25 protein-coding genes are annotated in these 22,032 nt (G+C 70.1%); 17 read left to right on the plus strand and 8 right to left on the minus strand.

Going from position 1 to position 22,032, the window contains the following annotated elements:
- Positions 1 to 80 precede the first annotated feature (80 nt).
- The gene (locus R2K23_RS01155) at positions 81 to 1,067 is read left to right on the plus strand and encodes a DEDDh family exonuclease (protein WP_316513743.1); all 987 of its coding nucleotides are present in this window, start codon (positions 81 to 83) and stop codon (positions 1,065 to 1,067) included.
- 104 nt (positions 1,068 to 1,171) lie between these two features.
- Here R2K23_RS01155 and R2K23_RS01160 read toward each other — a convergent pair whose 3' ends face one another.
- Together R2K23_RS01160 and leuA are read right to left on the minus strand one after the other, a co-directional pair.
- A complete protein-coding gene (locus R2K23_RS01160; protein ID WP_316513744.1) occupies positions 1,172 to 1,564 on the minus strand; it encodes a PLDc N-terminal domain-containing protein in 393 nt (130 codons plus the stop codon).
- A 116-nt stretch (positions 1,565 to 1,680) separates the two neighbouring features.
- Complete coding sequence (gene leuA, locus R2K23_RS01165; protein WP_316513745.1) at positions 1,681 to 3,513, minus strand: 2-isopropylmalate synthase; 1,833 nt, start codon at positions 3,511 to 3,513, stop codon at positions 1,681 to 1,683.
- A 296-nt stretch (positions 3,514 to 3,809) separates the two neighbouring features.
- Between leuA and R2K23_RS01170 the strand changes: the two genes are divergently transcribed.
- The 7 genes from R2K23_RS01170 to R2K23_RS01200 all read left to right on the plus strand — a co-directional run bounded on the left by R2K23_RS01170 (position 3,810) and on the right by R2K23_RS01200 (position 10,762).
- On the plus strand, positions 3,810 to 4,397 hold the full coding sequence (locus R2K23_RS01170) for an LppA family lipoprotein (protein WP_316513746.1): 588 nt from the start codon (positions 3,810 to 3,812) through the stop codon (positions 4,395 to 4,397).
- 24 nt (positions 4,398 to 4,421) lie between these two features.
- Positions 4,422 to 6,242, plus strand: coding sequence for an alpha/beta hydrolase (locus tag R2K23_RS01175; protein WP_316513747.1), 1,821 nt, complete (start codon positions 4,422 to 4,424; stop codon positions 6,240 to 6,242).
- A gap of 64 nt (positions 6,243 to 6,306) precedes the next feature.
- Complete coding sequence (locus tag R2K23_RS01180) at positions 6,307 to 6,756, plus strand: hypothetical protein (protein ID WP_316513748.1); 450 nt, start codon at positions 6,307 to 6,309, stop codon at positions 6,754 to 6,756.
- A gap of 121 nt (positions 6,757 to 6,877) precedes the next feature.
- On the plus strand, positions 6,878 to 8,143 hold the full coding sequence (locus R2K23_RS01185) for an aspartate kinase (RefSeq protein ID WP_316513749.1): 1,266 nt from the start codon (positions 6,878 to 6,880) through the stop codon (positions 8,141 to 8,143).
- Between the two features lie 5 nt (positions 8,144 to 8,148).
- Positions 8,149 to 9,195: an aspartate-semialdehyde dehydrogenase gene (locus tag R2K23_RS01190; protein WP_316513750.1), complete on the plus strand. Its 1,047-nt coding sequence runs from the start codon at positions 8,149 to 8,151 to the stop codon at positions 9,193 to 9,195.
- 9 nt (positions 9,196 to 9,204) lie between these two features.
- Entirely contained in the window at positions 9,205 to 10,332 is a 1,128-nt protein-coding gene (locus R2K23_RS01195; protein ID WP_396892807.1) for a DUF4185 domain-containing protein, read from the plus strand.
- A gap of 58 nt (positions 10,333 to 10,390) precedes the next feature.
- Positions 10,391 to 10,762, plus strand: a complete 372-nt coding sequence (locus tag R2K23_RS01200) for a hypothetical protein (protein WP_316516979.1) — start codon at positions 10,391 to 10,393, stop codon at positions 10,760 to 10,762.
- A 10-nt stretch (positions 10,763 to 10,772) separates the two neighbouring features.
- Here the strand turns inward: R2K23_RS01200 and R2K23_RS01205 are convergent, their stop codons facing one another.
- Both R2K23_RS01205 and R2K23_RS01210 read right to left on the minus strand, forming a co-directional pair.
- A complete protein-coding gene (locus R2K23_RS01205; RefSeq protein ID WP_316513751.1) occupies positions 10,773 to 11,126 on the minus strand; it encodes a VOC family protein in 354 nt (117 codons plus the stop codon).
- Between the two features lie 53 nt (positions 11,127 to 11,179).
- Positions 11,180 to 11,371: a hypothetical protein gene (locus R2K23_RS01210; RefSeq protein WP_316513752.1), complete on the minus strand. Its 192-nt coding sequence runs from the start codon at positions 11,369 to 11,371 to the stop codon at positions 11,180 to 11,182.
- A gap of 145 nt (positions 11,372 to 11,516) precedes the next feature.
- On the opposite strand from R2K23_RS01210, the gene R2K23_RS01215 reads away from it, so the two are divergent.
- Both R2K23_RS01215 and R2K23_RS01220 read left to right on the plus strand, forming a co-directional pair.
- Positions 11,517 to 11,993, plus strand: a complete 477-nt coding sequence (locus R2K23_RS01215) for a nuclear transport factor 2 family protein (protein ID WP_316513753.1) — start codon at positions 11,517 to 11,519, stop codon at positions 11,991 to 11,993.
- A gap of 76 nt (positions 11,994 to 12,069) precedes the next feature.
- On the plus strand, positions 12,070 to 12,255 hold the full coding sequence (locus tag R2K23_RS01220; RefSeq protein ID WP_316513754.1) for a hypothetical protein: 186 nt from the start codon (positions 12,070 to 12,072) through the stop codon (positions 12,253 to 12,255).
- Here R2K23_RS01220 and R2K23_RS01225 read toward each other — a convergent pair.
- The 4 genes from R2K23_RS01225 to R2K23_RS01240 are packed head-to-tail and all read right to left on the minus strand — an operon-like array spanning position 12,252 to position 15,326.
- Entirely contained in the window at positions 12,252 to 13,343 is a 1,092-nt protein-coding gene (locus R2K23_RS01225) for a sulfate/molybdate ABC transporter ATP-binding protein (protein WP_316513755.1), read from the minus strand. The two genes, R2K23_RS01220 and R2K23_RS01225, sit on opposite strands and share 4 nt — an antisense overlap.
- Positions 13,340 to 14,152: an ABC transporter permease gene (locus R2K23_RS01230; RefSeq protein WP_316513756.1), complete on the minus strand. Its 813-nt coding sequence runs from the start codon at positions 14,150 to 14,152 to the stop codon at positions 13,340 to 13,342. The genes R2K23_RS01225 and R2K23_RS01230 overlap by 4 nt, the downstream gene beginning before the upstream one ends.
- Positions 14,149 to 14,925: a molybdate ABC transporter substrate-binding protein gene (gene modA, locus R2K23_RS01235; RefSeq protein ID WP_396892811.1), complete on the minus strand. Its 777-nt coding sequence runs from the start codon at positions 14,923 to 14,925 to the stop codon at positions 14,149 to 14,151. The genes R2K23_RS01230 and modA overlap by 4 nt, the downstream gene beginning before the upstream one ends.
- Positions 14,922 to 15,326, minus strand: coding sequence for a TOBE domain-containing protein (locus R2K23_RS01240; RefSeq protein ID WP_316513757.1), 405 nt, complete (start codon positions 15,324 to 15,326; stop codon positions 14,922 to 14,924). The genes modA and R2K23_RS01240 overlap by 4 nt, the downstream gene beginning before the upstream one ends.
- A gap of 191 nt (positions 15,327 to 15,517) precedes the next feature.
- Between R2K23_RS01240 and R2K23_RS01245 the strand changes: the two genes are divergently transcribed.
- The 7 genes from R2K23_RS01245 (at position 15,518) to egtE (ending at position 22,027) form a co-directional block, all read left to right on the plus strand.
- Positions 15,518 to 15,946 (plus strand): organic hydroperoxide resistance protein, encoded by a 429-nt coding sequence (locus R2K23_RS01245; RefSeq protein WP_316513758.1) that lies wholly within the window; start codon positions 15,518 to 15,520, stop codon positions 15,944 to 15,946.
- Between the two features lie 3 nt (positions 15,947 to 15,949).
- The gene (locus tag R2K23_RS01250; protein WP_396892813.1) at positions 15,950 to 16,609 is read left to right on the plus strand and encodes a sensor domain-containing protein; all 660 of its coding nucleotides are present in this window, start codon (positions 15,950 to 15,952) and stop codon (positions 16,607 to 16,609) included.
- Between the two features lie 85 nt (positions 16,610 to 16,694).
- On the plus strand, positions 16,695 to 17,969 hold the full coding sequence (gene egtA / locus R2K23_RS01255; RefSeq protein WP_316513760.1) for an ergothioneine biosynthesis glutamate--cysteine ligase EgtA: 1,275 nt from the start codon (positions 16,695 to 16,697) through the stop codon (positions 17,967 to 17,969).
- On the plus strand, positions 17,966 to 19,249 hold the full coding sequence (gene egtB / locus R2K23_RS01260; RefSeq protein WP_316513761.1) for an ergothioneine biosynthesis protein EgtB: 1,284 nt from the start codon (positions 17,966 to 17,968) through the stop codon (positions 19,247 to 19,249). Before egtA ends, egtB begins: the two co-directional genes overlap by 4 nt.
- On the plus strand, positions 19,249 to 19,950 hold the full coding sequence (gene egtC / locus R2K23_RS01265) for an ergothioneine biosynthesis protein EgtC (protein ID WP_316513762.1): 702 nt from the start codon (positions 19,249 to 19,251) through the stop codon (positions 19,948 to 19,950). The genes egtB and egtC overlap by 1 nt, the downstream gene beginning before the upstream one ends.
- The gene (gene egtD / locus R2K23_RS01270) at positions 19,947 to 20,912 is read left to right on the plus strand and encodes an L-histidine N(alpha)-methyltransferase (RefSeq protein ID WP_316513763.1); all 966 of its coding nucleotides are present in this window, start codon (positions 19,947 to 19,949) and stop codon (positions 20,910 to 20,912) included. The genes egtC and egtD overlap by 4 nt, the downstream gene beginning before the upstream one ends.
- The gene (gene egtE, locus R2K23_RS01275; protein ID WP_316516983.1) at positions 20,912 to 22,027 is read left to right on the plus strand and encodes an ergothioneine biosynthesis PLP-dependent enzyme EgtE; all 1,116 of its coding nucleotides are present in this window, start codon (positions 20,912 to 20,914) and stop codon (positions 22,025 to 22,027) included. Before egtD ends, egtE begins: the two co-directional genes overlap by 1 nt.
- Positions 22,028 to 22,032: the final 5 nt, after the last annotated feature.

Raw genomic sequence — 22,032 nt, forward strand, 5'->3', positions numbered from 1 at the left:
CCCGCGGCGGCGTCTCGACACGGTTTTGCACAGTGCCGCCATGGCTCGGATTTGTCACCGGTGCGTGCCATCCTGACCCTGTGAGCCACTTCTGGGGTCGACCCGCTGCCGAGTCCGGGCAGGGCTGGGCGGTCGTCGACGTGGAGACATCCGGATTCCGACCCGGGCAGGCCCGGGCGCTGAGTATCGCGGTGCTGGCCCTGGGGCCGGACGGGCAGGTCGAGGAGTCGCTGGCCAGCCTGCTGAACCCCGGTGTGGACCCCGGTCCCACGCACGTGCACGGGATCACCGCCGAGATGCTGGAGGAGCAGCCGACGTTCGCCGACATCGCCGCCGAGGTGGCGGAGTTGCTGAACGGTCGCACGCTGGTCGCGCACAACGTCGGCTTCGACTACGCCTTCCTGGCGGCGGAGGCCGAACTCGCCCACACCGCGCTGCCCGTCGACACCGTGATGTGCACCGTCGAACTGTCGCGCCGACTGGAACTCGGCCTGGACAACCTGCGGTTGGAGACGCTGGCCCGGCACTGGGGAGTGGCCCAGACCCGGCCGCACGACGCCTTCGACGACGCGCTGGTGCTGTCCCGGATCCTGACGCCGGCACTGCAGCGGGCCCGTGAACGCGACGTGTGGGTGCCGGTGCGGCCGGTCACCCGCCGGCGGTGGCCCAGCGGTCGGGTCACCCACGACGAGCTTCGCCCGCTGAAGATGCTGGCCTCGCGGATGCCGTGCCCGTATCTCAACCCCGGCCGCTACGTGCGGGGCCGGCCGCTGGTGCAGGGCATGCGGGTGGCGCTGTCCGCGGAATGCACCCGGACCCATGAGGAGCTCGTCGAGCGGATCCTGCACGCCGGGCTGGCCTACTGCGACAACGTCGACCCCGAAACCTCGCTGGTGATCTGCAACGAGGCCGCGCCTCAGCAGGGCAAGGGTTACCTCGCACGCGAACTCGGTGTTCCGGTGGTCCCCGACAGCGAGTTCATGATCAACGTGCGAGAGGTGGCCGGCGGCACCGGAATCGACGAATTCGTCGACACCGTCGACGGGCAGCAGTACGCGCTGTTCTGAGCAGCTCCGCCCGCGCCGCGAATCGGTGACCCGCGCCGAAAACGAGGAAGGCCACCGTGTCACCGCTCGGGGCGACCCGGTGGCCTCCGGGGGAAGTGGGGAAACTAGCTGAGCGCCTTGGCTTTCAGCGTGTCGAACTCGGCCTGCGTGATGGTGCCGGTCTCCAGCAGGTTCTTGGCGTCGGCGATCTCCTGAGCCGGTGAGCGCCCGGCGGCCTGACGGATGTACTCGTCGGTCTGGCGCTGTGCGGACTGCGCCGCTTCCCGGGCGCGCTCGGCCATGCCCCGGCCGCGCGCGATCAGATACACCAACGCCGTCAGGTACGGGAACACGATCAGGAAGACCACCCAGATGGCCTTGAGCCAGCCGGAGGTTTTGTGGTCGCGCCAGAACAGGTCGACGATGATGTTGAACAGGATCAGCAGGTAGGCGATGAACGCGAAGATGACGAGCGAATACCAGATCAGACCCCAGAACGAGTCCCAGTCGAAGTCCATTGACGGCTCCTTGTCGCAGGCAGGGACGCTGTAACTGACGTCCGCGACAGATTATCGGCGCCGCGATCGGGCACGGCGGCGAAAACGAGTCGGCCGTGGCCTTATTGTGACTTGAGTCAGCCGGCCCGGGCGGCCCGGTTCACCGCCGAGACCACCGCGCACAGCGAGGCCGTCGTGATCGACGTGTCGATGCCGACGCCCCAGACCGTCTTGCCGCCGATGGCCGCCTCGACGTAGGCCGCCGCCTGCGCCTGCTCGCCCGCCGACATCGCGTGCTCGGAGTAGTCCAGGACCCGCACGTCGTAGCCGACCGTCCCCAGCGCGTCGATGAAGGCGGCCAGCGGACCGTTGCCGGAGCCGACGATCTCCCGTTCGACGCCGTCGACCTTCACCACCGCGGCGATGCTGTCGGTGCCCCCGTCCACCTCGGCGGCGTCGACCTTCTGGCGGATCCGCTCCAGCGGACTGGCCGGCCGCAGGTACTCCTCGGAGAAGACGTCCCAGATCTCCTTGGGGGAGACCTCGCCGCCCTCGCCGTCGGTGATGGCCTGGATGGCCTGACTGAACTCGATCTGCAGCCGCCGCGGCAGCGCCAGCCCGTGGTCGGCCTTCATGATGTAGGCGACGCCGCCCTTGCCGGACTGCGAGTTGACCCGGATCACGGCCTCGTAGGTGCGGCCTACGTCCTTGGGATCGATCGGCAGGTAGGGCACCTGCCACAGGATGTCGTCGACGTCGGAGTCGGCCTCGTCCGCGGCGACCTTCATGGCGTCCAGGCCCTTGTTGATGGCGTCCTGGTGGCTGCCGGAGAACGCGGTGTAGACCAGGTCGCCGCCGTAGGGGTGGCGCTCGTGGACGGGCAGTTGGTTGCAGTACTCGACCGTGCGCCGGATCTCGTCGATGTTGGAGAAGTCGATCTGGGGATCCACGCCGCGGCTGAACATGTTCAGCCCCAGCGTCACCAGGCACACGTTGCCGGTGCGCTCACCGTTGCCGAACAGGCAACCCTCGATCCGGTCGGCACCGGCCTGGTAGCCTAATTCCGCTGCGGCAACACCGGTTCCGCGGTCATTGTGCGGGTGCAGGCTCAGGATGACCGAATCGCGACGGGCCAGGTTGCGGTGCATCCACTCGATCGAGTCGGCGTAGACGTTCGGGGTGGCCATCTCGACGGTGGCCGGCAGGTTCAGGATGACCGGGTTCTCCGGCGTGGCGCCCAGGGTCTCGGTGACCGCGTCGCAGACCTCTTTGGCGTAGGACAGCTCGGTGCCCGTGTAGGACTCGGGCGAGTACTCCCAACGCCAGCGGGTCTCCGGGTACTTCTGGGCCTCCTGCAGCACCAGTTCGGCGGCATCGGTGGCGATCTTCTTGATCGCGTTCTTATCGGCGCGGAACACCACCCGACGCTGCAGGATCGAGGTCGAATTGTAGAAGTGCACGATCACGTTCTTCGCGCCCCGGCAGGCCTCGAAGGTCCGGGTGATCAGCTCCGGGCGGGACTGGGTCAGTACCTGGATGGTGACGTCGTCCGGGATGGCGCCGTCGGTGATGATCTCGCGGACGAAGTCGAAGTCGGTCTGGCTGGCCGACGGGAAGCCGACCTCGATCTCCTTGTAGCCCATCCGGACCAGCAGGTCGAACATGCGGCGTTTGCGGGCCGGGCTCATCGGGTCGATCAGGGCCTGGTTGCCGTCGCGCAGGTCCACCGCGCACCACATCGGGGCGGTCTCGATGACCTTGTCCGGCCAGGTGCGATCCGGCAGCCGGATGTCCTCCACCTCGGCGGCGAAGCTGCGGTACCGGTCGACGGGCATCGCGGAGTTGCGCTGGGTGTTCCAGGCCGGCTGGCCGGGGCGTGGCGGCCCCGACGGGGTCTGGATGCCGCGGCCGCCCGGCGACCACGAGAAGGCGTCGGGTGAATCTACAGAGGGCTTGGAAAAACTGGTCATGATGGTGGCTCCCGGGGGTCTAGAGGAAATTCAGACCGGCGCATCGCAAAAGACCCGCGACGGGTAGCCAGTCTGGATCAGACCCCGTCGCGGCGCCCGAGGAGGAGCACACGCTGCACGTCAGACACTGTACTCCGGTGCGGCGGCGGCGCCAAAACTCGGTATACGCGCACAACGGTGGCCGGGACCGGCGCGCCGGCGGCCCGGCACTGCGCTCCATTTTCCTGCCTCCGGCCGCGGGTGGCGGCCGATAAGATTCAGGACCATCGGCGGTGGCCGGTCAAAAAGGGGGCGGGGTGGAACGGAAGCGCAGCGCAACACGTCGGCCGGCCGCGCGCAGTCGAATCCTGGCCGCCGTACTGGCCGTGGCCGTGCTGACCGGCTGCCAGCAGGCGGCGTCCGGTCCGGATATTTCCGAGGAGAAGGCACCCACGATGGATCTGGCGCAACTGCCGACGCTGAAGCAAACCCAGGCCCAGATGCTCGAATTGATCTTCGCGGTCGAACGCGAGATCTCCCAGCTGGTGCCGGCCCTGAAGCCGTGGTGGTGGAACCGCCAATACAGCGCTCTGCATTGCGAAGGAGGGATGGGGCTGGGGTTCCCCAGCCTGGTCTCCGAGCACGCCCTGTCGGACGCCGAATGGGAGCTGGTCTACCCGGTGGTGCAACGGCTGGCCGCCGAGGCCGGGCTGGCCTCCGCCGGCGGTTTCCAAAATCAGTCGGGCAACCACGATGCCCGGATCTACAGCGGCGACGGGCGGATGTTGATGTTCGCCAGCCGGAAGGCCACGCTGCTGAGCGCTGACATCTCGTGCCGGCGCACCGACGACGGGTCGGTCTGGGTGGGCGAGGAGATCCCGATGCCGCCGAACCCGCAGCCCTGACCCACGGCTGGTGAGGATCGGCACATGACGATGTGGCTCAGCCAGATCGAATCCTGGGATGTCGGGTCGCTGCGCACCATCGCCGGCGAGCTCACCACCGAGCTCGGCGCCGCCCGCCGCGCCGCCGACCAGCTCGGACAGGTGGCGTTGCTGCCGGGCTGGGAATCGCCTGCCGCCGACGTCGCCCGGGAGCGGGTGCGAACGGCCAGAGCGCACGTGCTCGACGACGCCGCGGTACTCGGCGCGGTGCAGCAGTTGGCCGAGGAGACCGCCGCGGCGGTGACCAAGCTGCAGAACGACCTGGCCGCCATCCGGGACGAGGTCGCGGCCTCCGACGGGCATCTGCGGTTGTCGGACTCCGGGCGGGTCACCATCATCGGTACCGCCGAGGAGATCGAAAAGTGGCAGGCCAAGGCCGACGACATCGAGGCGCGCGCCCAGGCGCTGTTGCGGTTGGCCGACGACATCGACGCCGACTGCCGGGAGGTGTTCGGCAACATCGAGGCCGGCAAGGTGACGGCCGCGGGTGCCCCCGACTACGACAGCGCCTACCGCGCCGGCGAGCAGCAGTCGGGGCTGTCGGCGCCCTACCCGCCCGAGGGGGACGGCACCCAGCCCCGCGACGTCACCGCGTGGTGGAACGCGTTGACGCCCGAGGAACAGGCGAAAGTCCAACGCGAGCACCCGGATTGGCTCAACCGCGACGGGGTTCCCACCCCGATCCGCCACGGTGTCAACCGCCCGGCGATGGAGCGGGAGCTGGCCGCGGCACAGGCCGCGCTGGACGCCCACCCCAGTTTCGAGCAGTTCCGCGCGGCCCACCCCGAGCTGTCCGAGGCCGCGGCACGGGCCGCACACTCCACCTTGGTACTGCCGGAAACCGAGCGGCTCAACGAGATCCGCGGTGTGCACACCTCCCTGCTCAAGGACCCCAACCGCCCCGAGCTCGGGTACGACCCCGACAAGTTCCTCATGCACTTCCAACCCGGCGAACACGAGGTCTTCGCCGTCGTGGCCACCGGAAACCCCGACGAGGCCAAGCATGTCACCGTCACCACCCCGGGGATGAACACCCACGCCGACAGCCTGCCGTCGATGGTCGGTGAGGCGGGGGCGCTCAAGGGGGAGATGGAGCGGCAGCTGAACGCGGCGCGCAAGTTCGGGGAGTCGGTATCGACGATCGCTTGGTTCGGTTATGACCCGCCCGACACCAGCGACCTGAGCGTGTTCGGCGCGGCCAGCGAGGACCGCGCCAACGCCGGTGCCGTCGACCTGGCCGACTTCTACCGAGGGATCAACGCCACCAATGTGAACGGTGCCGACGTGCACCTCTCGGCGTTCGGACACTCCTACGGGTCGACGACCACCGCGCAGGCGCTCAACGAACTCGGCGAGAAGGGCGTGGTCGACGACGCGGTGTTCTACGGCTCGCCCGGGCTGGGGCACGCCAACGAGAAGCTGCTCGGGGTGTTCCCCACCTTCATCAACGACGAGAACGACCTGTTCCTCGATGAGGGGCGCGGATACGTGATGTCCGCCGATCAGGACTGGGTGTCGCAGGGCGGCACGGTGGGCGGGATCCCGTTGCCCGGCCTGGTCGATGTGGGCCCGCACGGGCCGCGGACGACCACGTTGCCGCTGGAACAGCTCAGCACCTCGGCCGTCACCACCCCCGACGGGCTGGCCCGCGACGGCGCGGTGGGGCATTCGGAGTATCCGCGCACGTTCGACGCGCCGCGGCCCGACGGCACCAGCGAACCCAGGCTCCGCACCACCGGCTACAACCTGGCGATCGTCGGGGCGGGGCTGGCCGACGAGGAGCCGGAGCTGCTGGTTCGCAAGTAGCTGCGGACCTCGGGGGCCGCTGAGCGACGGCCGCCTGGCCAAACCCGACTACAGTTGGCCGGCGATGGGCTTCAAACGGCGCGTGTGGGTATACCTCGCAGTGGTGGTGCTGGCGGTCGGCGCGCTGGTGCTGAACGAGACGGTCTTCAACCGGACCTCCGAGGAATGCAAGCCGGTGCGTGAGCTGCTGGAGTTCAACCACGCGCAGGCCCAGGAGATCGACGAGATCGAGCAGAACTCCGGCCAGGACGCCGGGGTCATCGAATATCAGGAGTGGGCCGACGGGCTGGCCGAGCGGGCGGGCAAGGTCACCGATCCCGCGTTGGCGGTCAGCGCGATCCGGGTGGCCGACCTGGCGTCGCGGTTCGCGATCAAACTTCCGCAGCTGCGCGCCGAGTCCGGATCCGGCCCCGCGCCCGGGCAACACACACCGCCGATCGTCTACGAGATGTACCTGGTGAACGCTCAGATCACCGAGGAAATCAACAAGCTGTTGGAGGCCTGCCCGAACTGAGGCCGCCGCCGCCGCGATCACGGGCGGGAAAACCAGAGTGCATGCCTCACCTATCCTTGATGGGGCCGAATCTCCGGGACGGCCCCATCAAAGCAACGCCGACAACCAGGAAGGGTCGACTGTGGCGCTCGTCGTGCAGAAATACGGCGGATCCTCGGTGAGTGACGCCGAGCGTATCCGTCGCGTCGCCGAGCGAATCGTCGAAACCAAGAAGGCCGGCCACGACGTCGTGGTGGTCGCCTCCGCCATGGGTGACACCACCGACGACCTGCTCGACCTGGCCCAACAGGTGTGCCCGTCGCCGCCGGCGCGCGAACTCGACATGCTGCTGACCGCGGGCGAGCGGATCTCCAACGCGCTGCTGGCGATGGCCATTGAGTCGCTGGGCGCCAACGCGCGCTCGTTCACCGGCTCGCAGGCCGGCGTCATCACCACCGGGACCCACGGCAACGCCAAGATCATGGACGTGACGCCGGGCCGGCTGCGTTCGGCGCTCGACGAAGGTCAGATCGTGCTGGTCGCCGGCTTCCAGGGTGTGAGTCAGGACACCAAGGACGTCACGACGCTGGGCCGGGGCGGATCGGACACCACCGCCGTCGCAGTGGCCGCTGCCCTGGGCGCCGACGTGTGTGAGATCTACACCGACGTCGACGGCGTCTACACCGCCGACCCGCGGATCGTGCCCAACGCGCGTCGCCTCGAGAGCATCTCGTTCGAGGAGATGCTCGAGATGGCGGCCGCCGGCACCAAGGTGCTGATGCTGCGTTGCGTCGAGTACGCCAAACGCTTCAACCTGCCGATCCACGTCCGGTCGTCGTACTCGGACAAGCCCGGCACCCTCGTCAAAGGATCGATGGAGGACATCCCCATGGAAGACGCCATCCTCACCGGTGTGGCCCACGACCGCAGCGAGGCGAAGGTCACGGTGACCGGCGTCCCCGACGTCCCCGGCTACGCCGCCAAGGTGTTCCGCGCGATCGCCGACGCCGACGTCAACATCGACATGGTGCTGCAGAACATCTCGAAGGTCGAAGACGGCAAGACCGACATCACCTTCACCTGCTCGCGGGAAAGCGCGCCGGGCGCGGTGGAAAAGCTGACCTCGCTGCAGAGCGAGATCGGCTTCACCCGGGTGCTCTACGACGACCTGATCGGCAAGGTCTCCCTGATCGGCGCGGGCATGCGCAGCCACCCCGGCGTCACCGCGACGTTCTGTGAGGCGCTGGCCGAGGCCGGCATCAACATCGACCTGATCTCCACCTCGGAGATCCGGATCTCGGTGCTGATCAAGGACACCGAGTTGGACCGGGCGGTCGCGGCGCTGCACGAGGCATTCAATCTGGGCGGCGACGAGGAAGCTGTCGTCTACGCGGGAACGGGACGGTAACGGTCATGGTGAACATCGGTGTGGTGGGCGCGACCGGTCAGGTCGGCCAGGTCATGCGGACGCTGCTGGAGCAGCGCGACTTCCCCGCGACCGGCATGCGGTTCTTCGCCTCGGCCCGGTCCAAGGGCAAGAAGCTGCCGTTCCGCGGCCAGGAGATCGAGGTCGAGGATGCGGCGACGGCCGACCCGAGCGGGCTGGACATCGCCCTGTTCTCGGCCGGCGCGACCATGTCGCGGGTTCAGGCGCCCCGTTTCGCAGAGGCCGGGGCGATCGTCGTCGACAACTCCTCGGCGTTCCGCAAGGATCCCGACGTGCCGCTGGTGGTCAGCGAGGTCAACTTCGAGCGCGAGGTCGCCGGCCGGGTCCGGTCGCTGCCCAAGGGCATCATCGCCAACCCGAATTGCACCACCATGGCCGCGATGCCGGTGCTCAAGGTGCTGCACGACGAGGCCGGGCTGGTCCGGATGATCGCCTCGACCTATCAGGCGGTTTCGGGCAGCGGGCTGGCCGGTGTGGCGGAGCTCGCCGGGCAGGCGCGCGCGGTCATCGACGGTGTCGAGCAGTTGGTGAACGACGGTGCGGCGCTGGACTATCCGGCGCCCGAGACCTACGTGGCGCCGATCGCGTTCAACGTGGTGCCGCTGGCCGGTTCTCTGGTCGATGACGACTCCGGCGAGACCGACGAGGATCAGAAGCTGCGCAACGAGAGCCGCAAGATCCTGGGCATCCCGGAGCTGGCGGTGTCGGGCACCTGCGTGCGGGTGCCGGTGTTCACCGGACACTCGTTGTCGATCAATGCCGAGTTCACGCAACCGATCTCGGTGCAGCGCGCCGAGGAACTGCTGCGTTCGGCGCCCGGGGTGAAGCTGGTCGACGTGCCGACCCCGCTGGCCGCCGCCGGCATCGACGACTCGTTGGTGGGTCGCGTTCGCCAGGACCCGGGCGTGCCCGACGGGCGCGGGCTGGCGCTGTTCATCTCCAGCGACAACCTGCGTAAGGGCGCGGCGCTGAACACGATCCAGATTGCCGAGCTGCTGACCGCCCAGCTCTGACCCCCTCCCATGCGCCGAAACGTGAGTTTGGGCCGCAAAGTGCGAGTGGGTTTCGGCATAGCGTCGATCTCGGCGTTGCTGGCGGCGGCCCCGGCGGCCGCCACGCCCGAGGTGCAGCTGCAGCCCGGGCAGGTGTTGCGCATCGGGCCGATCGCCGGGACCGGGACACCGACCCGGGACTATGGCATCGGCGCGACCGACCTGTGCGAGTTCATGGAGTTCCCCACCGAGCTGCTGCAGGTGTGCGGCGACAGCTTTGCCGGTCCGGGGGTGGGGCTGGGCCGCTGGTTCTCGCCGATCGCGCTACACGTCGACCGGTCCTCGCTGGGTGCGCCCGACGGCATCCGCTACACGGGCGTCACCGGGATCGACGCGCCCCTGCTGGACGAGCCGACACCACCCGGCTGGTCGCAGCTGCCGTCGGGCGTGATCGAGATCAACCGGCAGAACTACCTGCTGATCACCACCACCCACCGATTGGTGCCGCAGGGCTCCCGATTGGTGAAAGCCGAAGCCGCACAGGGCCGTTGGCTGACCGTGCCGGGCTCGCATCGGCCCCCCGAGCACGCCGACGGGCGGCAGTCGCAGGTCAGCGGCTACTACGACCCGATCCCGACTCCGGACTCGGAGACCGGCTGGGTCTACATCGTGGCCAACAACTTCGACCGCAGCGCGCCGGTGTCGCTGTACCGCGTGCCGCCCGGCGAGTTCACCGACCGGGCCGCTTGGCAGGGCTGGTCGGCGCTGCCGGGCCCCGACGGCGGGTGGGGCAAGCCCCCCACGCCGCTGTGGCCCGACCTGGTGGGGGAGATGAGCATCCGGCAGATCGACGGCAAGACCGTGCTGTCCTACTTCAACGGCAGCACCGGGAACATGGAGGTCCGGGTGGCCGACGACCCCACCGGACTGGGCACGGCCCCGGTGACCACGGTGGTGCGCGCCGACGTGTGGCCGGACCCGGCCGAACACCTACCGCCGCCGCAGGACAACCGGCTGGCCCAGCCGTACGGCGGCTATATCTCGCCGGCCTCCACGCTGGAGGACGTGCGGGTGTTCGTCAGTCAGTGGAACACCGAGTCGCGCGAGCACGCGCCGTACCGCGTCATCCAGTTCGCGGTGCACCCGTACCGGCGGTGACGCTTCACAGAGAATTCATATCCCCAACAAAGGTGGCTCCGCGCCGGTGCCGGGCACCATGGCAGGCATGAGCGATACATCTGAGCCCACGACGCCGGTCACCACCACGGCCGAACCGGTGGCCGCGACCGTCGAACGCAAGCCGCAGCGCCTCTACCAGGTGGCCGCGTGGGTCGCGATCGTGGCGGGGACGCTGGTCATCGTCGCGGTCATCTTCTTCTCCGGCTTCCTGCTCGGCAAGGCCTCCGACCGCGGCCACGGCCACTTCGGCCACCATCACCATCCGGGAATGATGATGAAACCCGACCGCGGTGGGCCGATGGGGCCGCCGATGATGCGCCCGGACGACTTCCGCGAGGGGCACATGTGGCCCGGCCCCGGCAACCGACCCGAGGGGCCCGGCCCGACCACCACGGCCCCGCCGCGCTGAGCGTTGCTGCTCAGCGCGCCAGCGGGCGGTAGAAGACCAGGCCGTTGCCCTTGTTGTCGTAGACGACGGCGCGACGTTCGTGCGCATCGTCGTAGGGGCCCTTGATGATCGCGCCGCCGCTGTCCTGGACCGCCTTGGCGGCCGCGTCGACATCGGCGGTCTTGATCCCGACGACGACCTTTCCCGGGATGGGATGGTCCACCGACGTGGCCAGCGCCAGCGTCACCGAGCCCCCGTCGAGGGCCGCGAAATGTGCGCCATCGCGGAACTTCAACGCCATGCCCAAGGTCTCGCTGTAGAACCGGATGGACTCGTCGAGGTCGTCGGTCGACAAGACGATCATCCGGACTTCGTGGTCACTCACCGCTGCCTCCTCGCGAAACTTGTCCGTACAGATTAGGCAGCGGAGACGGTCGGTCAGTACTTGCGGTCACCCTCGCTGGAGTCGAAGAACGCCCAGTGGCCGTCGTCGGAGCGCACCTCCATCCGCCAGCCCAACTCGGGCTTGGCCTTCTGGTCGACGAACCAGGCGTGCGCGTCGTCGGCGCTCTCGATGTCCTTCGTGTCGACGACATCACCTTCGGGATTGAGAACTCGATACGTAGCCATGCCTGTGCGCATTCCCGATGGCGCGGTATTCGAATCAGTAGTCTTTCGGTGCGCGCAGGGGCGGCCGACCGCACCTGAACGCACCGACGTCGCGAGGAAGGACAGTCGAGTGGCCGAAGCCGGGTCTGGGTGCGCGGAATGTCGGGTGGCGCGCGACATCGAGGAGATCAAGCAGCTCAAGGCGCGTTACTGCCGGTACCTGGACAGCAAGGATTGGGCCGGGTGGCGGCAGTTGTTCACCGACGATTTCGTCAGCGACACCACTGCCTCGGGAGGCAAGGTGATCCACGGCGCCGACGAGTTCGTGGCTTTCACCCGCAAGAGCCTGCGCGCTCAGGCCACAGTGCATCAGGTGCACGCCCCCGAGATCGAGTTGGTTTCCCCGACCGCGGCCCGCGGGGTGTGGGCGCTCGAGGACGTGGTGCGGTTCGGACCCGGGGTGAACCTGCGCGGCTACGGCCACTACACCGAGACCTACGTCAAGTGCGGCGACGGCTGGCGTATCGCGTCCTCGACACTGACGCGGTTACGGGAGGACGTGTTCAACGGCTTGTTCGCCGTGTATCTGTCGAAGCCGCTTCGTGCCGTTCTGATGAAAGTGGCCGGCAAGGTGGTCAAATAGCCGCCCGCGGTGGTGGGCACCGGGCGCGATCTCCAATCCGCTGCCGCCCGAGCAGCTGGCCAAGTTCATCGACGCGATGCGCGAGGGCACCGGAGGGGATGTGCCGTTGGCCATGTTCGGCGCGCCCATCGATCCCGAATACTGGCGCGCGGCAGCAGAACTCGGCTTCGGTCAGCTGGGACTGCTGCTGCCGTCGATGCCGCGAGACGAGTCGCTGCGGCTGCTCGATGATTTCGCCACGCAGGTACAGCGGTACCGCTAACGGGACAGCGCCGGGTGCAGGCCGACCTCCTGCGCCTTGACCACGAAGTAGACCCGCTGCCCGGGTGCGAGGTCCAGGTCGGCGACCGCGGCAGCGGTGATGTCGGCGCTGATGCCGGCCGTTCCGTCCGGCTGGTCTGCGCTGCGCACGCGCACGGAGTTGCCGTGCACGTCGAGCGCGGCGACGGTGACCGGGAAGACGTTGCGCGGGCTGCCGTGCGGCGCATCGAGATGCACCGACACCGCCGCTGGGGAGAACAGGGCCACGGCGGGGGAGTTCGCCTCGATGTCTCCGGCCGTCTTGATGACTCCTGAAACCTCGGTGCCCCAGGCGGTTTTGATCGTCCCGGACCCGGCGGCGACCCCTGAGATCAGGTTGACCCCCGCGATGCGGGCGGCGAATTCGCTGCGTGGCGCGGTGAGGACGTCACGCACCGCGCCGCGTTCCACGATGCGGCCCGCCTCGACCACGACCACCTTGTTGGCGATCGCCAGTGCGTCCAGCAGGTCGTGGGTCACGATCACCGCGGTGCGCCGCTGCGCGCGCAGCAGGTCGCGCAGCAGCCCTCGTACCGCCGGGGCCGCGGCGACATCCAGCGCCGCCATCGGTTCGTCGAGCAGCAGCACCGCCGGTTCGGCGGCCAGCGCCCGGGCGATGGCGACGCGCTGGGCCTGACCGCCGGACAATTGGGCGGGTTTGCGGTCCGCGAGGTGCTCGGCGGCGACCGTTTGCAGCCAACGTTGCGCGACGGCACGAGCCTGCGCGCGGGTCTGTCGCCGGCAGCGCGGCGCGTAGGCCACGTTGGCGGTCACCGTCATGTGCGGGAACAGCAACGGCTGCTGCGCCAGCAGCGCGACTCCGCGCGCGTGCGCCGGGACGAACACCCCGGCAGCGGTGTCGGTGATCACGGTGTCGCCCAGAGTGATCCGGCCGTCGTCGGGTCGCAGCAGGCCGGCGATCAGGTGCAGCAGGGTGGACTTGCCGGCGCCGTTGGGTCCCAGCACGGCCAGCACGTGGCCGTCGTCCAGGGCGAGGTCGAAGTCCACGGCGCGGTGGGCCAACCGGGTCCGCACCTCGAGGCCGGTCACAGCGGTCCCGCCAGCCGTCGGGACGCGGAGGCGACGACGATCAGGGCGGCCACCGCGATCAGCACCAACGACAGCGCCACGGCGGCGTCGGGGTCGGTCTCACGCTGCAGGTAGATCTCCAACGGCAACGTGCGCGTCGTCCCCTGCAGCGAACCGGCGAAGGTCAGGGTGGCGCCGAATTCCCCCAACGCCCTGGCGAACGCCAGCACCGCGCCCGACGCGAGCCCGGGTAACACCAGCGGCACGGTCACGGTCCGCAGCACCGTGGTGGGGCGCGCCCCGAGTGTGGCGGCGACACTCTCGTACCGGTGGCCCGCCGAGCGCAGCGCGCCCTCCAGGCTGACCACCAGGAACGGCAGGGACACGAAGGACTGGGCGATCACCACCGCGGTGGTGGTGAACGCGATCCGGATGCCAAGCGTTTCCAGGTGTTGGCCCACCAGTCCCAGCCGACCGAAGGTGTACAGCAGCGCGATCCCACCCACCACCGGCGGCAGTACCAGCGGCAGCAGCACCAGCGCGCGCAGTACCGACCGGCCCGGGAACCGGCCGCGGGCCAGCACCACCGCCATCGGCACGCCGATCAGCACGCACACCACGGTGCTGACGGTGGCCGTCTTCAGGCTCAAAACCAGTGCCGCCCGGGAGGATTCGGAGGTGATCAGCCCGACGAAGTTCGCCCAGTCGATCCGCAGCAGGATGGCCGCCAGCGGGACGATGACGAACAGCGCGCCGAGGGCGGCGGGCAGGTAGATCCAGGCCGGCAGCCCGACCTGGACCGGTCCGCCGGTCGCGCGCCGCAGTCTCATGGGACGGCGAAACCCGCCTCGGCCAGCAGCCGTCGCCCCGTCGGACCGGTGACGAGGTCGACGAACTGCCGCGCCAGTTCCGGCTGGTCGGGGGCTTCGAGCACCGCGATCGGGTAGGAGTTCCGCGCGCCGGCGGACTCGGGGAAGCTCACCTCGGTGACCTGGTCGCCGGCGAGTCGGGCGTCGGTCACGTACACCAGGCCGGCGTCGGCCTGGCCGGAGGTGATCTTGCCGAGGACGTCGGTGACCGACGATTCCTCGCTGACCGGGGTGAGGGTCACACCGGTGTCCTGTTCCAGTTTTTCCGCGGCCGCCCCGCACGGCACCTGCGGGGCGCACACCACCACCGACGTGCCGGGTTCGGCAAGGTCGGCGAAGGAGGCCACGCCTTTCGGGTTGCCGGGCGGGGTGACGATGGTCAGCGTGTTGGCGGCGAAGACGACGGGTTCCCCGTCCACCAGACCCGCGTCGACGGCTCGGGTCATGTTCTGCGGGTCGGCGGAGGCGAAGAGGTCCGCGGGAGCGCCCTGGGTGAGCTGTGCGACCAGATCCGAGGAGCCGGCGAAGTTGAACCGTACCGAGGTGCCGGGCTCGACGTCCTCGAGCTGAGCGCCCAAGTCGGTGAAGACCGACCGCAGCGACCCCGCGGCGAACACCATGAGCTCGGCCGTCGGCGACGCGCCGTCGGGCGGCAGGCCGGAACAGCCGGCGGTCAGGGCGGCTGCGGCGAGGATCGCCGCGGTGCGCCGTCGCGGCCGGAGGCGCCGCTTCACGACGTCCCGCGCGGGGTCTCGACGATCACGTTGGTCGCCTTCACCACGGCCACGGCGAGGGAGCCCGGCGCCAGACCCAGCTCCTCGGCGGAGCGTCGGCTCATCAGCGACACCATGGTGAACGGGCCGCATTGCAGCTGCACCTCCGCCATGACGCCGTCGACGGTCACGTCGGTCACCAGGCCGACCATCCGGTTGCGTGCCGAACTCGCGATGCCCAGCGGATCCGGCGGCGCCGCCGCGTGCTCGCGGGCGAACGCGGCCAGCTGCTCGCCGGCGATCACCATGCGCCCGGCGTCGTCCTTCTCGGCGGTGAGGTTGCCGGCGTCGATCCACCGGCGGACCGTGTCGTCGCTGACGCCGAGCAGGGCGGCGGCGTCCTTGATCCGCAGGGTCGTCACGCTTCGCTCCCGAGTTCACCGTGCGCTTTGATCCGCAGTTGCGGAATGTTGCGTTAAAAATACCAGTAAATGCGGCACTCGAAGCCCGTAATGGTCCTCGCGCGCCGTCCCCGGGACGCTCCTCTCCACCGCACCCGGCTGGCATGATCGAAATCGGAGACTCGCCGGGAACCACGAACAGGAGTGCACGCATGGGCATCGATGTCGTCTACACCGCAGAATCCACCGCGTCCGGGGGTGGCCGCGACGGCCATGTGCGGTCGTCGGACGGGCAGATCGACCTGGACACCCGCCCGCCCAAGGAGATGGGTGGCAGCGGCGAGGGCGTCAACCCCGAACTGCTGTTCGCCGCCGGGTACGCGGCCTGTTTCCTTGGGGCGCTGCGCCTGGTGGCCAAGAACGAGAAGATCGCCCTCGACGACGCCAGCAGCATCACCGCCAAGGTCGGCTTCGGTAAGGACCCCAACGGCGGTTTCGGGCTCAACGCCGAGTTGATCGGCTACCTCCCCGGGCTGGAGCAGAACGAAGCCGACGAGTTGATGCAGCAGGCGCACGGGGTCTGCCCGTACTCCAAAGCCACCCGCGGCAACATCGACGTGACGCTTCTGGCGAAGGTCTGACGGGTGCGGACCACGCTTCGAGCGGCCCTGGTCGCGGCTCTGATCTGTGGCCCGGCGGCGGCGCTCCCGTCGGCCCTCATCGCGCACGCGCGGCCTTCGGACCCCGGCGTGGTGAACTACGCAGTCCTGGGCAAGGGCTCGGTGAGCAACATCGTCGGCGGTCCCATCGGTTCGGAGCGGGTCTTCGGAGCCCCGTTCCAGGGGTTCTCCGTGGACGTCCCCGCCTGTAACAACTGGGCCGACATCGGCCTGCCCGAGGTCTACAACGATCCCGACCTGGCCTCGTTCAACGGCGCCACCGCGCAGACCACACCGACCGACGAGACCCACTTCGTCAAACAGGCCGTCGGCGTCTTCGCCAACCACGATGCGGCGACGCGCGCCTACCGCCGCGTGGTCGACCGGACCGCCGGCTGCAACGGGCAGACCGCCACCATGCGGTTGGACAACGGCGCGGTGCAGGTGTGGACCTTCAACGGCGGCACCGCGGGCCCCGCGGACGCCGCGTGGGTCAAGCAACTCGCCGGCGCCGACCGCCGCTGTTTCGTCCAGACCCGGCTCCGGGAGAACGTCGTGCTGCAGGCCAAGGTGTGCCAACCCGGCAACGGCGGTCCGGCGGCAAACGTGCTGGCCGGGGCCATGCAGAACACGCTGGGCCAATAATTTCTGTCGGCCCGAGGGTGCCCTGGCACCAGATTCGCAGGATTATTCGCGGGCACTTGTCGGTGCCATCCGAGAGGATGGGGCAATGACGTTCGTCGTCGCACCGCCCGACCGGGTTCGCGACCAGCACGACGTATGCGAACTTGCCGGGTCCGCCGAGGCCGCGGAGTACATCAGCGCGGGCAGCCTCGTCGACGGCCGGGTCGGCCGGGTCGGCCTGGAAATCGAGGCGCACTGCATCGACCTCGCCGACCCGCGCCGCCGTCCGACGTGGGCGCAGATCGGCGAGGTCATCGCCGACGTCGGGCCGCTGCCGGGTGGCGGGCGGATCACCCTGGAACCGGGCGGCGCCGTCGAACTGTCCGGGCCACCGGCCGACGGGCCACTGCGAGCGATTCGGGCGATGGCCGCCGACCGTGCGGTCCTGGACGCGGCGTTCGCGGGGGCGGGTTTGGGGCTGCTGCTGCTCGGCGCGGACCCGTTGCGCCCCACCGAGCGGATCAACCCGGGTCCCCGGTACGCGGCCATGGAGCGCTTCTTCGCGGCCAGCGGCACCGCGGAGGCGGGGGCCGCCATGATGACCGCCACCGCCTCGGTGCAGGTCAACCTCGAGGCGGGGCCCGCGGCGGGGTGGGCCGAGCGGGTTCGGCTGGCGCACGCGTTGGGGCCGACGATGATTGCGATCGCCGCCAATTCGCCTTTGCTCGCGGGGCGGTTCACCGGTTGGGCCTCGACCCGCCAGCAGGTCTGGGGCCGGCTGGACTCGGCGCGCTGCGGGCCGGTGCTCGGTGCCAGCGGTCTGGACCCGGCCACCGACTGGGCGCGGTACGCGCTGAAGGCCCCGGTGATGCTGGTGCTGCCCGATGCGACGCCCGTCGAGGATTGGGTACCGTTCGCCGATTGGGCCGAGCGCCGGGTGCTGCTCGGTGACCGCCCACCCACGACCGCCGACCTGGAGTACCACCTGACCACGCTGTTCCCGCCGGTGCGCCCGCGCGGCTGGGTCGAGATCCGGTATCTGGACGCGGTTCCCGACGCACTGTGGCCCGCGGTGGTGTTCACCCTGACCGCCCTGCTCGACGACCCGCGGGCCGCCGGCGTGGCCGAGGTGGTCGCCCCGGTCGCCGACGCCTGGGATACCGCCGCGCGCCTCGGATTGCGCGACCGCCGACTCCACGAGTCCGCCGTCGCCTGCATCCGGATGGTCCTCGACCTGGCCCCACCGGACCTCGCGGAATCGATGAGCTTGCTCGCCGATTCCGTGGAGCGCGGCCGGTGCCCGGCCGACGATTTCGCCGATGCCGCGGTGCGGGTCGGAGTTGCGCCCGCCGCCGTCGCTCTGGCACAAGGAGATTCGTGAGCATCCACCGCCACCTCGCCGACGGACTGGACCGGGCCCGCGAGCGCACCCTGAGCCTGGTGAGCTTCGACGACGACGAACTACGCCGGCAGTACCACCCGTTGATGAGCCCTCTGGTGTGGGACCTCACCCACATCGGCCAGCAGGAGGAACTCTGGCTGCTGCGCGGCGGTAACACCTCCACCCCAGGCCTGCTGGAACCCGGTGTCGAGGGTCTGTACGACGCCTTCGTGCACTCCCGCGCCAGCCGCGCGGCGCTGCCGCTGCTGAGCCCCGCCCAGGCCCATTCCTACCTGAAGACGGTGCGGGACAAGGTGCTCGACGTCCTGGACCGCTTGCCCGACGACGACCCGGGCTTCGACTTCGGCCTGGTGATCAGCCACGAGAACCAACACGACGAAACCATGCTGCAGGCGCTGAACCTGCGCGAGGGCACGCCGATCCTCGGCGCCGGTGACCCGCTTCCGCCCGGGCGTGCGGGGGTGGCCGGGACGTCGGTGCTGATCCCCGGCGGCCCGTTCGTCCTCGGCGTCGATGCCGAGGACGAACCCCATTCGCTGGACAACGAGCGGCCCGCCCACGTCGTCGACGTCCCCGCGTTCCGCATCGGCCGGGTGCCGGTGACCAACGCCGAATGGCAGCAGTTCGTCGACGACGGCGGCTACCAGGAGCCGCGGTGGTGGTCGACACGGGGCTGGGCGCACCGCAACGAGGCCGGCCTGAACGCGCCGCAGTTCTGGAACACCGGCGAATCCCGCGGTACCCGAACCCGATTCGGGCATGTCGAACCGCTGCCCGCCGACGAACCCGTCCAGCATGTCAGTTACTTCGAGGCGCAGGCCTACGCCGCGTGGGCCGGCGCCCGCCTGCCCACCGAGGCCGAGTGGGAGAAGGCGTGCGCGTGGGACCCCCGGACCGAGACCCGCCGGCGCTACCCCTGGGGCGGGGCACCGCCCCAGGCGGCCGTGGCCAACCTGGGCGGCGCCGCGCTGCGTCCGGCCCCGGTCGGGGCGTACCCCGGCGGGGCGTCGGCCTACGGCGTCGAGCAGCTGCTGGGCGATGTCTGGGAGTGGACCAGCTCGCCGCTGCGGCCGTGGCCGGGCTTCACCCCGATGATCTACGAGCGCTACAGCCAACCGTTCTTCGACGGTGACTACCGCGTGCTGCGCGGCGGGTCGTGGGCCGTCGCCGCGGACATCCTGCGACCGAGCTTCCGTAACTGGGACCATCCGATCCGGCGGCAGATCTTCGCCGGCGTGCGCCTGGCCTGGGACATCTGATGTGCCGGCATCTGGGTTGGCTGGGGACTCCGATGTCGGTGCACTCGCTGGTGCTGGCGCCGCCGAACGGCCTGCTGGTGCAGTCCTATGCGCCGCGCCGGCAGAAGCACGGCCTGATGAACGCCGACGGCTGGGGCGTCGGCTTCTACTCGCCGGAGCTCCCCGCCGGAGCCCCGGCCCGCTGGCGCAGCGCGGCCCCGCTGTGGGGCGACGCGTCGTTCGCGTCGGTGGCGCCGGTGCTGACCAGCGGTTGCGTGGTGGCCGCGGTGCGCTCGGCGACCATCGGTATGCCCATCGAGGCGGCGGCCTGTGCGCCGTTCACCGACGGCCGGTGGCTGTTGTCGCACAACGGGATCGTCGACCGGGCGGTGCTGCCGGCGCCGACCGACGCCGAGTCGGTGGTCGACAGCGCGGTGCTGGCCGCCCACATCTTCGCCCGCGGCATGGACCGGCTCGGCGAGACGGTGGCGCGCGTCGGCGCGGCCGACCCGAACGCCCGGCTGAACATCCTGGCCGGCGACGGCACCCGGCTTTTGGCCACCACCTGGGGCGACACCCTCTCGGTGCTGCGCCGCCCCGACGGCGTGGTGGTGGCCAGCGAACCCTACGATGACCATCCCGACTGGACCGACGTCCCCGACCGCCACCTCGTCGAGATCTACGACGGACAGGTGAGTCTGACCGCACTGAAGGGATCATGACGGTGCTGCTCTCCAACCATCTGCCTGCCGACCACGCCGCCCGAGAACTGCGCAACGACGTCCGGGACGGCCTAAGGAGCACGCCGAAGTCGTTGCCGCCCAAATGGTTCTACGACGCCACCGGAAGCGACCTGTTCGACCGGATCACCCGGCTGCCCGAGTACTACCCCACCCGCGCCGAGGCGGCCATCCTCGCCGAGCGGGCCGACGAGATCGCGGCGGTCAGCGCCGCCGACACCCTGGTGGAGCTGGGCAGCGGCACCTCGGAGAAGACGCGGATGTTGCTCGACGCGTTGCGTTCGCGAGGCTCGCTGCGACGCTTCGTGCCCTTCGACGTCGACGCCGGCATCCTTGCGCAGGCCGGGGATGCGTTGCAGCAGCGGTATCCCGAGATCGAGATCAACGCGGTGTGCGGGGACTTCGAGCGCCATCTCGACGAGATCCCCGGCGGCGGAACCCGGTTGGTGGCGTTCCTGGGGTCCACCATCGGCAACCTCACCCCCGGGCCCCGCGCGGCGTTCCTCACGGCGGTGGCCGAGGTGTTGCGGCCCGGGGAGATGCTGCTGCTGGGCACCGACCTGGTCAAGGAGGTGCCGCGGCTGGTGCGCGCCTACGACGACGCCGCCGGCGTGACGGCCGCGTTCAACCGCAACGTCCTGGCGGTGATCAACCGGGAACTGCGTGCGGACTTCGACCTGGACGACTTCGAGCACGTGGCGCGGTGGAATCCGATGGTCCAGCGCATCGAGATGTGGTTGCGGGCCCGCGGCGCGCAGCGGGTGCGCATCGGCGAGCTGGATCTCGTCGTCGAGTTCGCGGAGGGGGAGGAGATGCTGACCGAGGTGTCGTGCAAGTTCACCGAGGACGGGATCGCGGCCGAACTGGCGGCCGCGGGATTGACGCGCACGCACTGGTGGACCGATCCCGCCGGGGACTTCGGGCTGTCGCTGGCCGTGAAGTGATCGACGAAGAACTGGGCCGGCGCTGGCGCGCGGCCCGGCCGCCGATGGCCGGCGTGCACCTGGACTCGGCGGCCTGCTCGCGGCAGTCGCACGCCGCGATCGACACCGCCGCGCAGCACGCCCGCCACGAGGCCGAGGTCGGGGGCTACGTGGCGGCGGCGGCCGCCGCCCCGGCGCTGGATGCCGGCCGGGCGGTGATCGGCGCGCTGACCGGGATGACCGCGTCCGACGTGGTGTTCACCACCGGGTCGCTGCACGCGTTGGACCTACTGCTGGGTACCTGGCCGGGGGAGCGCAGCGCGGCCTGCCTGCCCGGGGAGTTCGCGCCCAACCTGGCCTTGCTGGCCGCGCACGGATTCGCCGTGCGTGCCCTGCCGGTCGACGGCGACGGCCGGCTTCGGGTGGCCGACCTGGCGGCAGCGCTGCGCCGCGAGCCGCCGGGGCTGGTGCATCTGGACGGGGTGACCAGTCACCGCGGTCTCGCGCAGCCGATCGCCGAGGCCGCGCAGATCTGCGCGGACCACGGCGTCCCGCTGGTCCTCGACGCCGCGCAGGCGATGATCCAGCTGGACTGCGCCGTCGGCGCCGCCGCGGTGTACTCGTCGTCGCGGAAATGGTCGGCCGGCCCACGCGGCGTCGGCTTTTTGGCCGTGGCGCCCGAACTGGCGCAGCGCCTGGTGCGGCGGGTGCCGCCGGCGGACTGGGACGTGCCGGGCGGCGCGCTGCAATCCTTCGAACATGCCGAGACCAATCTTGCTGCTCGCCTCGGATATTCGGTGGCGCTCGGCGAGATCGCGGCTGCCGGCCCGACGGCGCTACGGCGTCGGCTCGCCGCGGTGGGCGCCGCCACCCGGGCCGCACTCGACGGGGTGGCCGGCTGGCGGGTGGTCGAGCCCGTCGACGAGCCCACCGCCATCACCACGCTGATACCGCCGCCCGGCGTCGACCCGGTGGCCACCCGCGCGGCGCTGATCGCCGAGCACGGCATCGTCACCACCGTCGCCGAGGTGGCCCGGGCCCCGTTCGAGCTGACCGGGCCCGTCCTGCGGCTGTCCCCGCACGTCGACGTGACCGGCGACGATCTGGAACGGGTTGCTGCCGCGCTGGCGCCCTGAGTCGA

The sequence above is a fragment of the Mycolicibacterium sp. MU0050 genome, from assembly GCF_963378085.1.
In the GTDB taxonomy this organism is placed as follows: domain Bacteria; phylum Actinomycetota; class Actinomycetes; order Mycobacteriales; family Mycobacteriaceae; genus Mycobacterium; species Mycobacterium wendilense.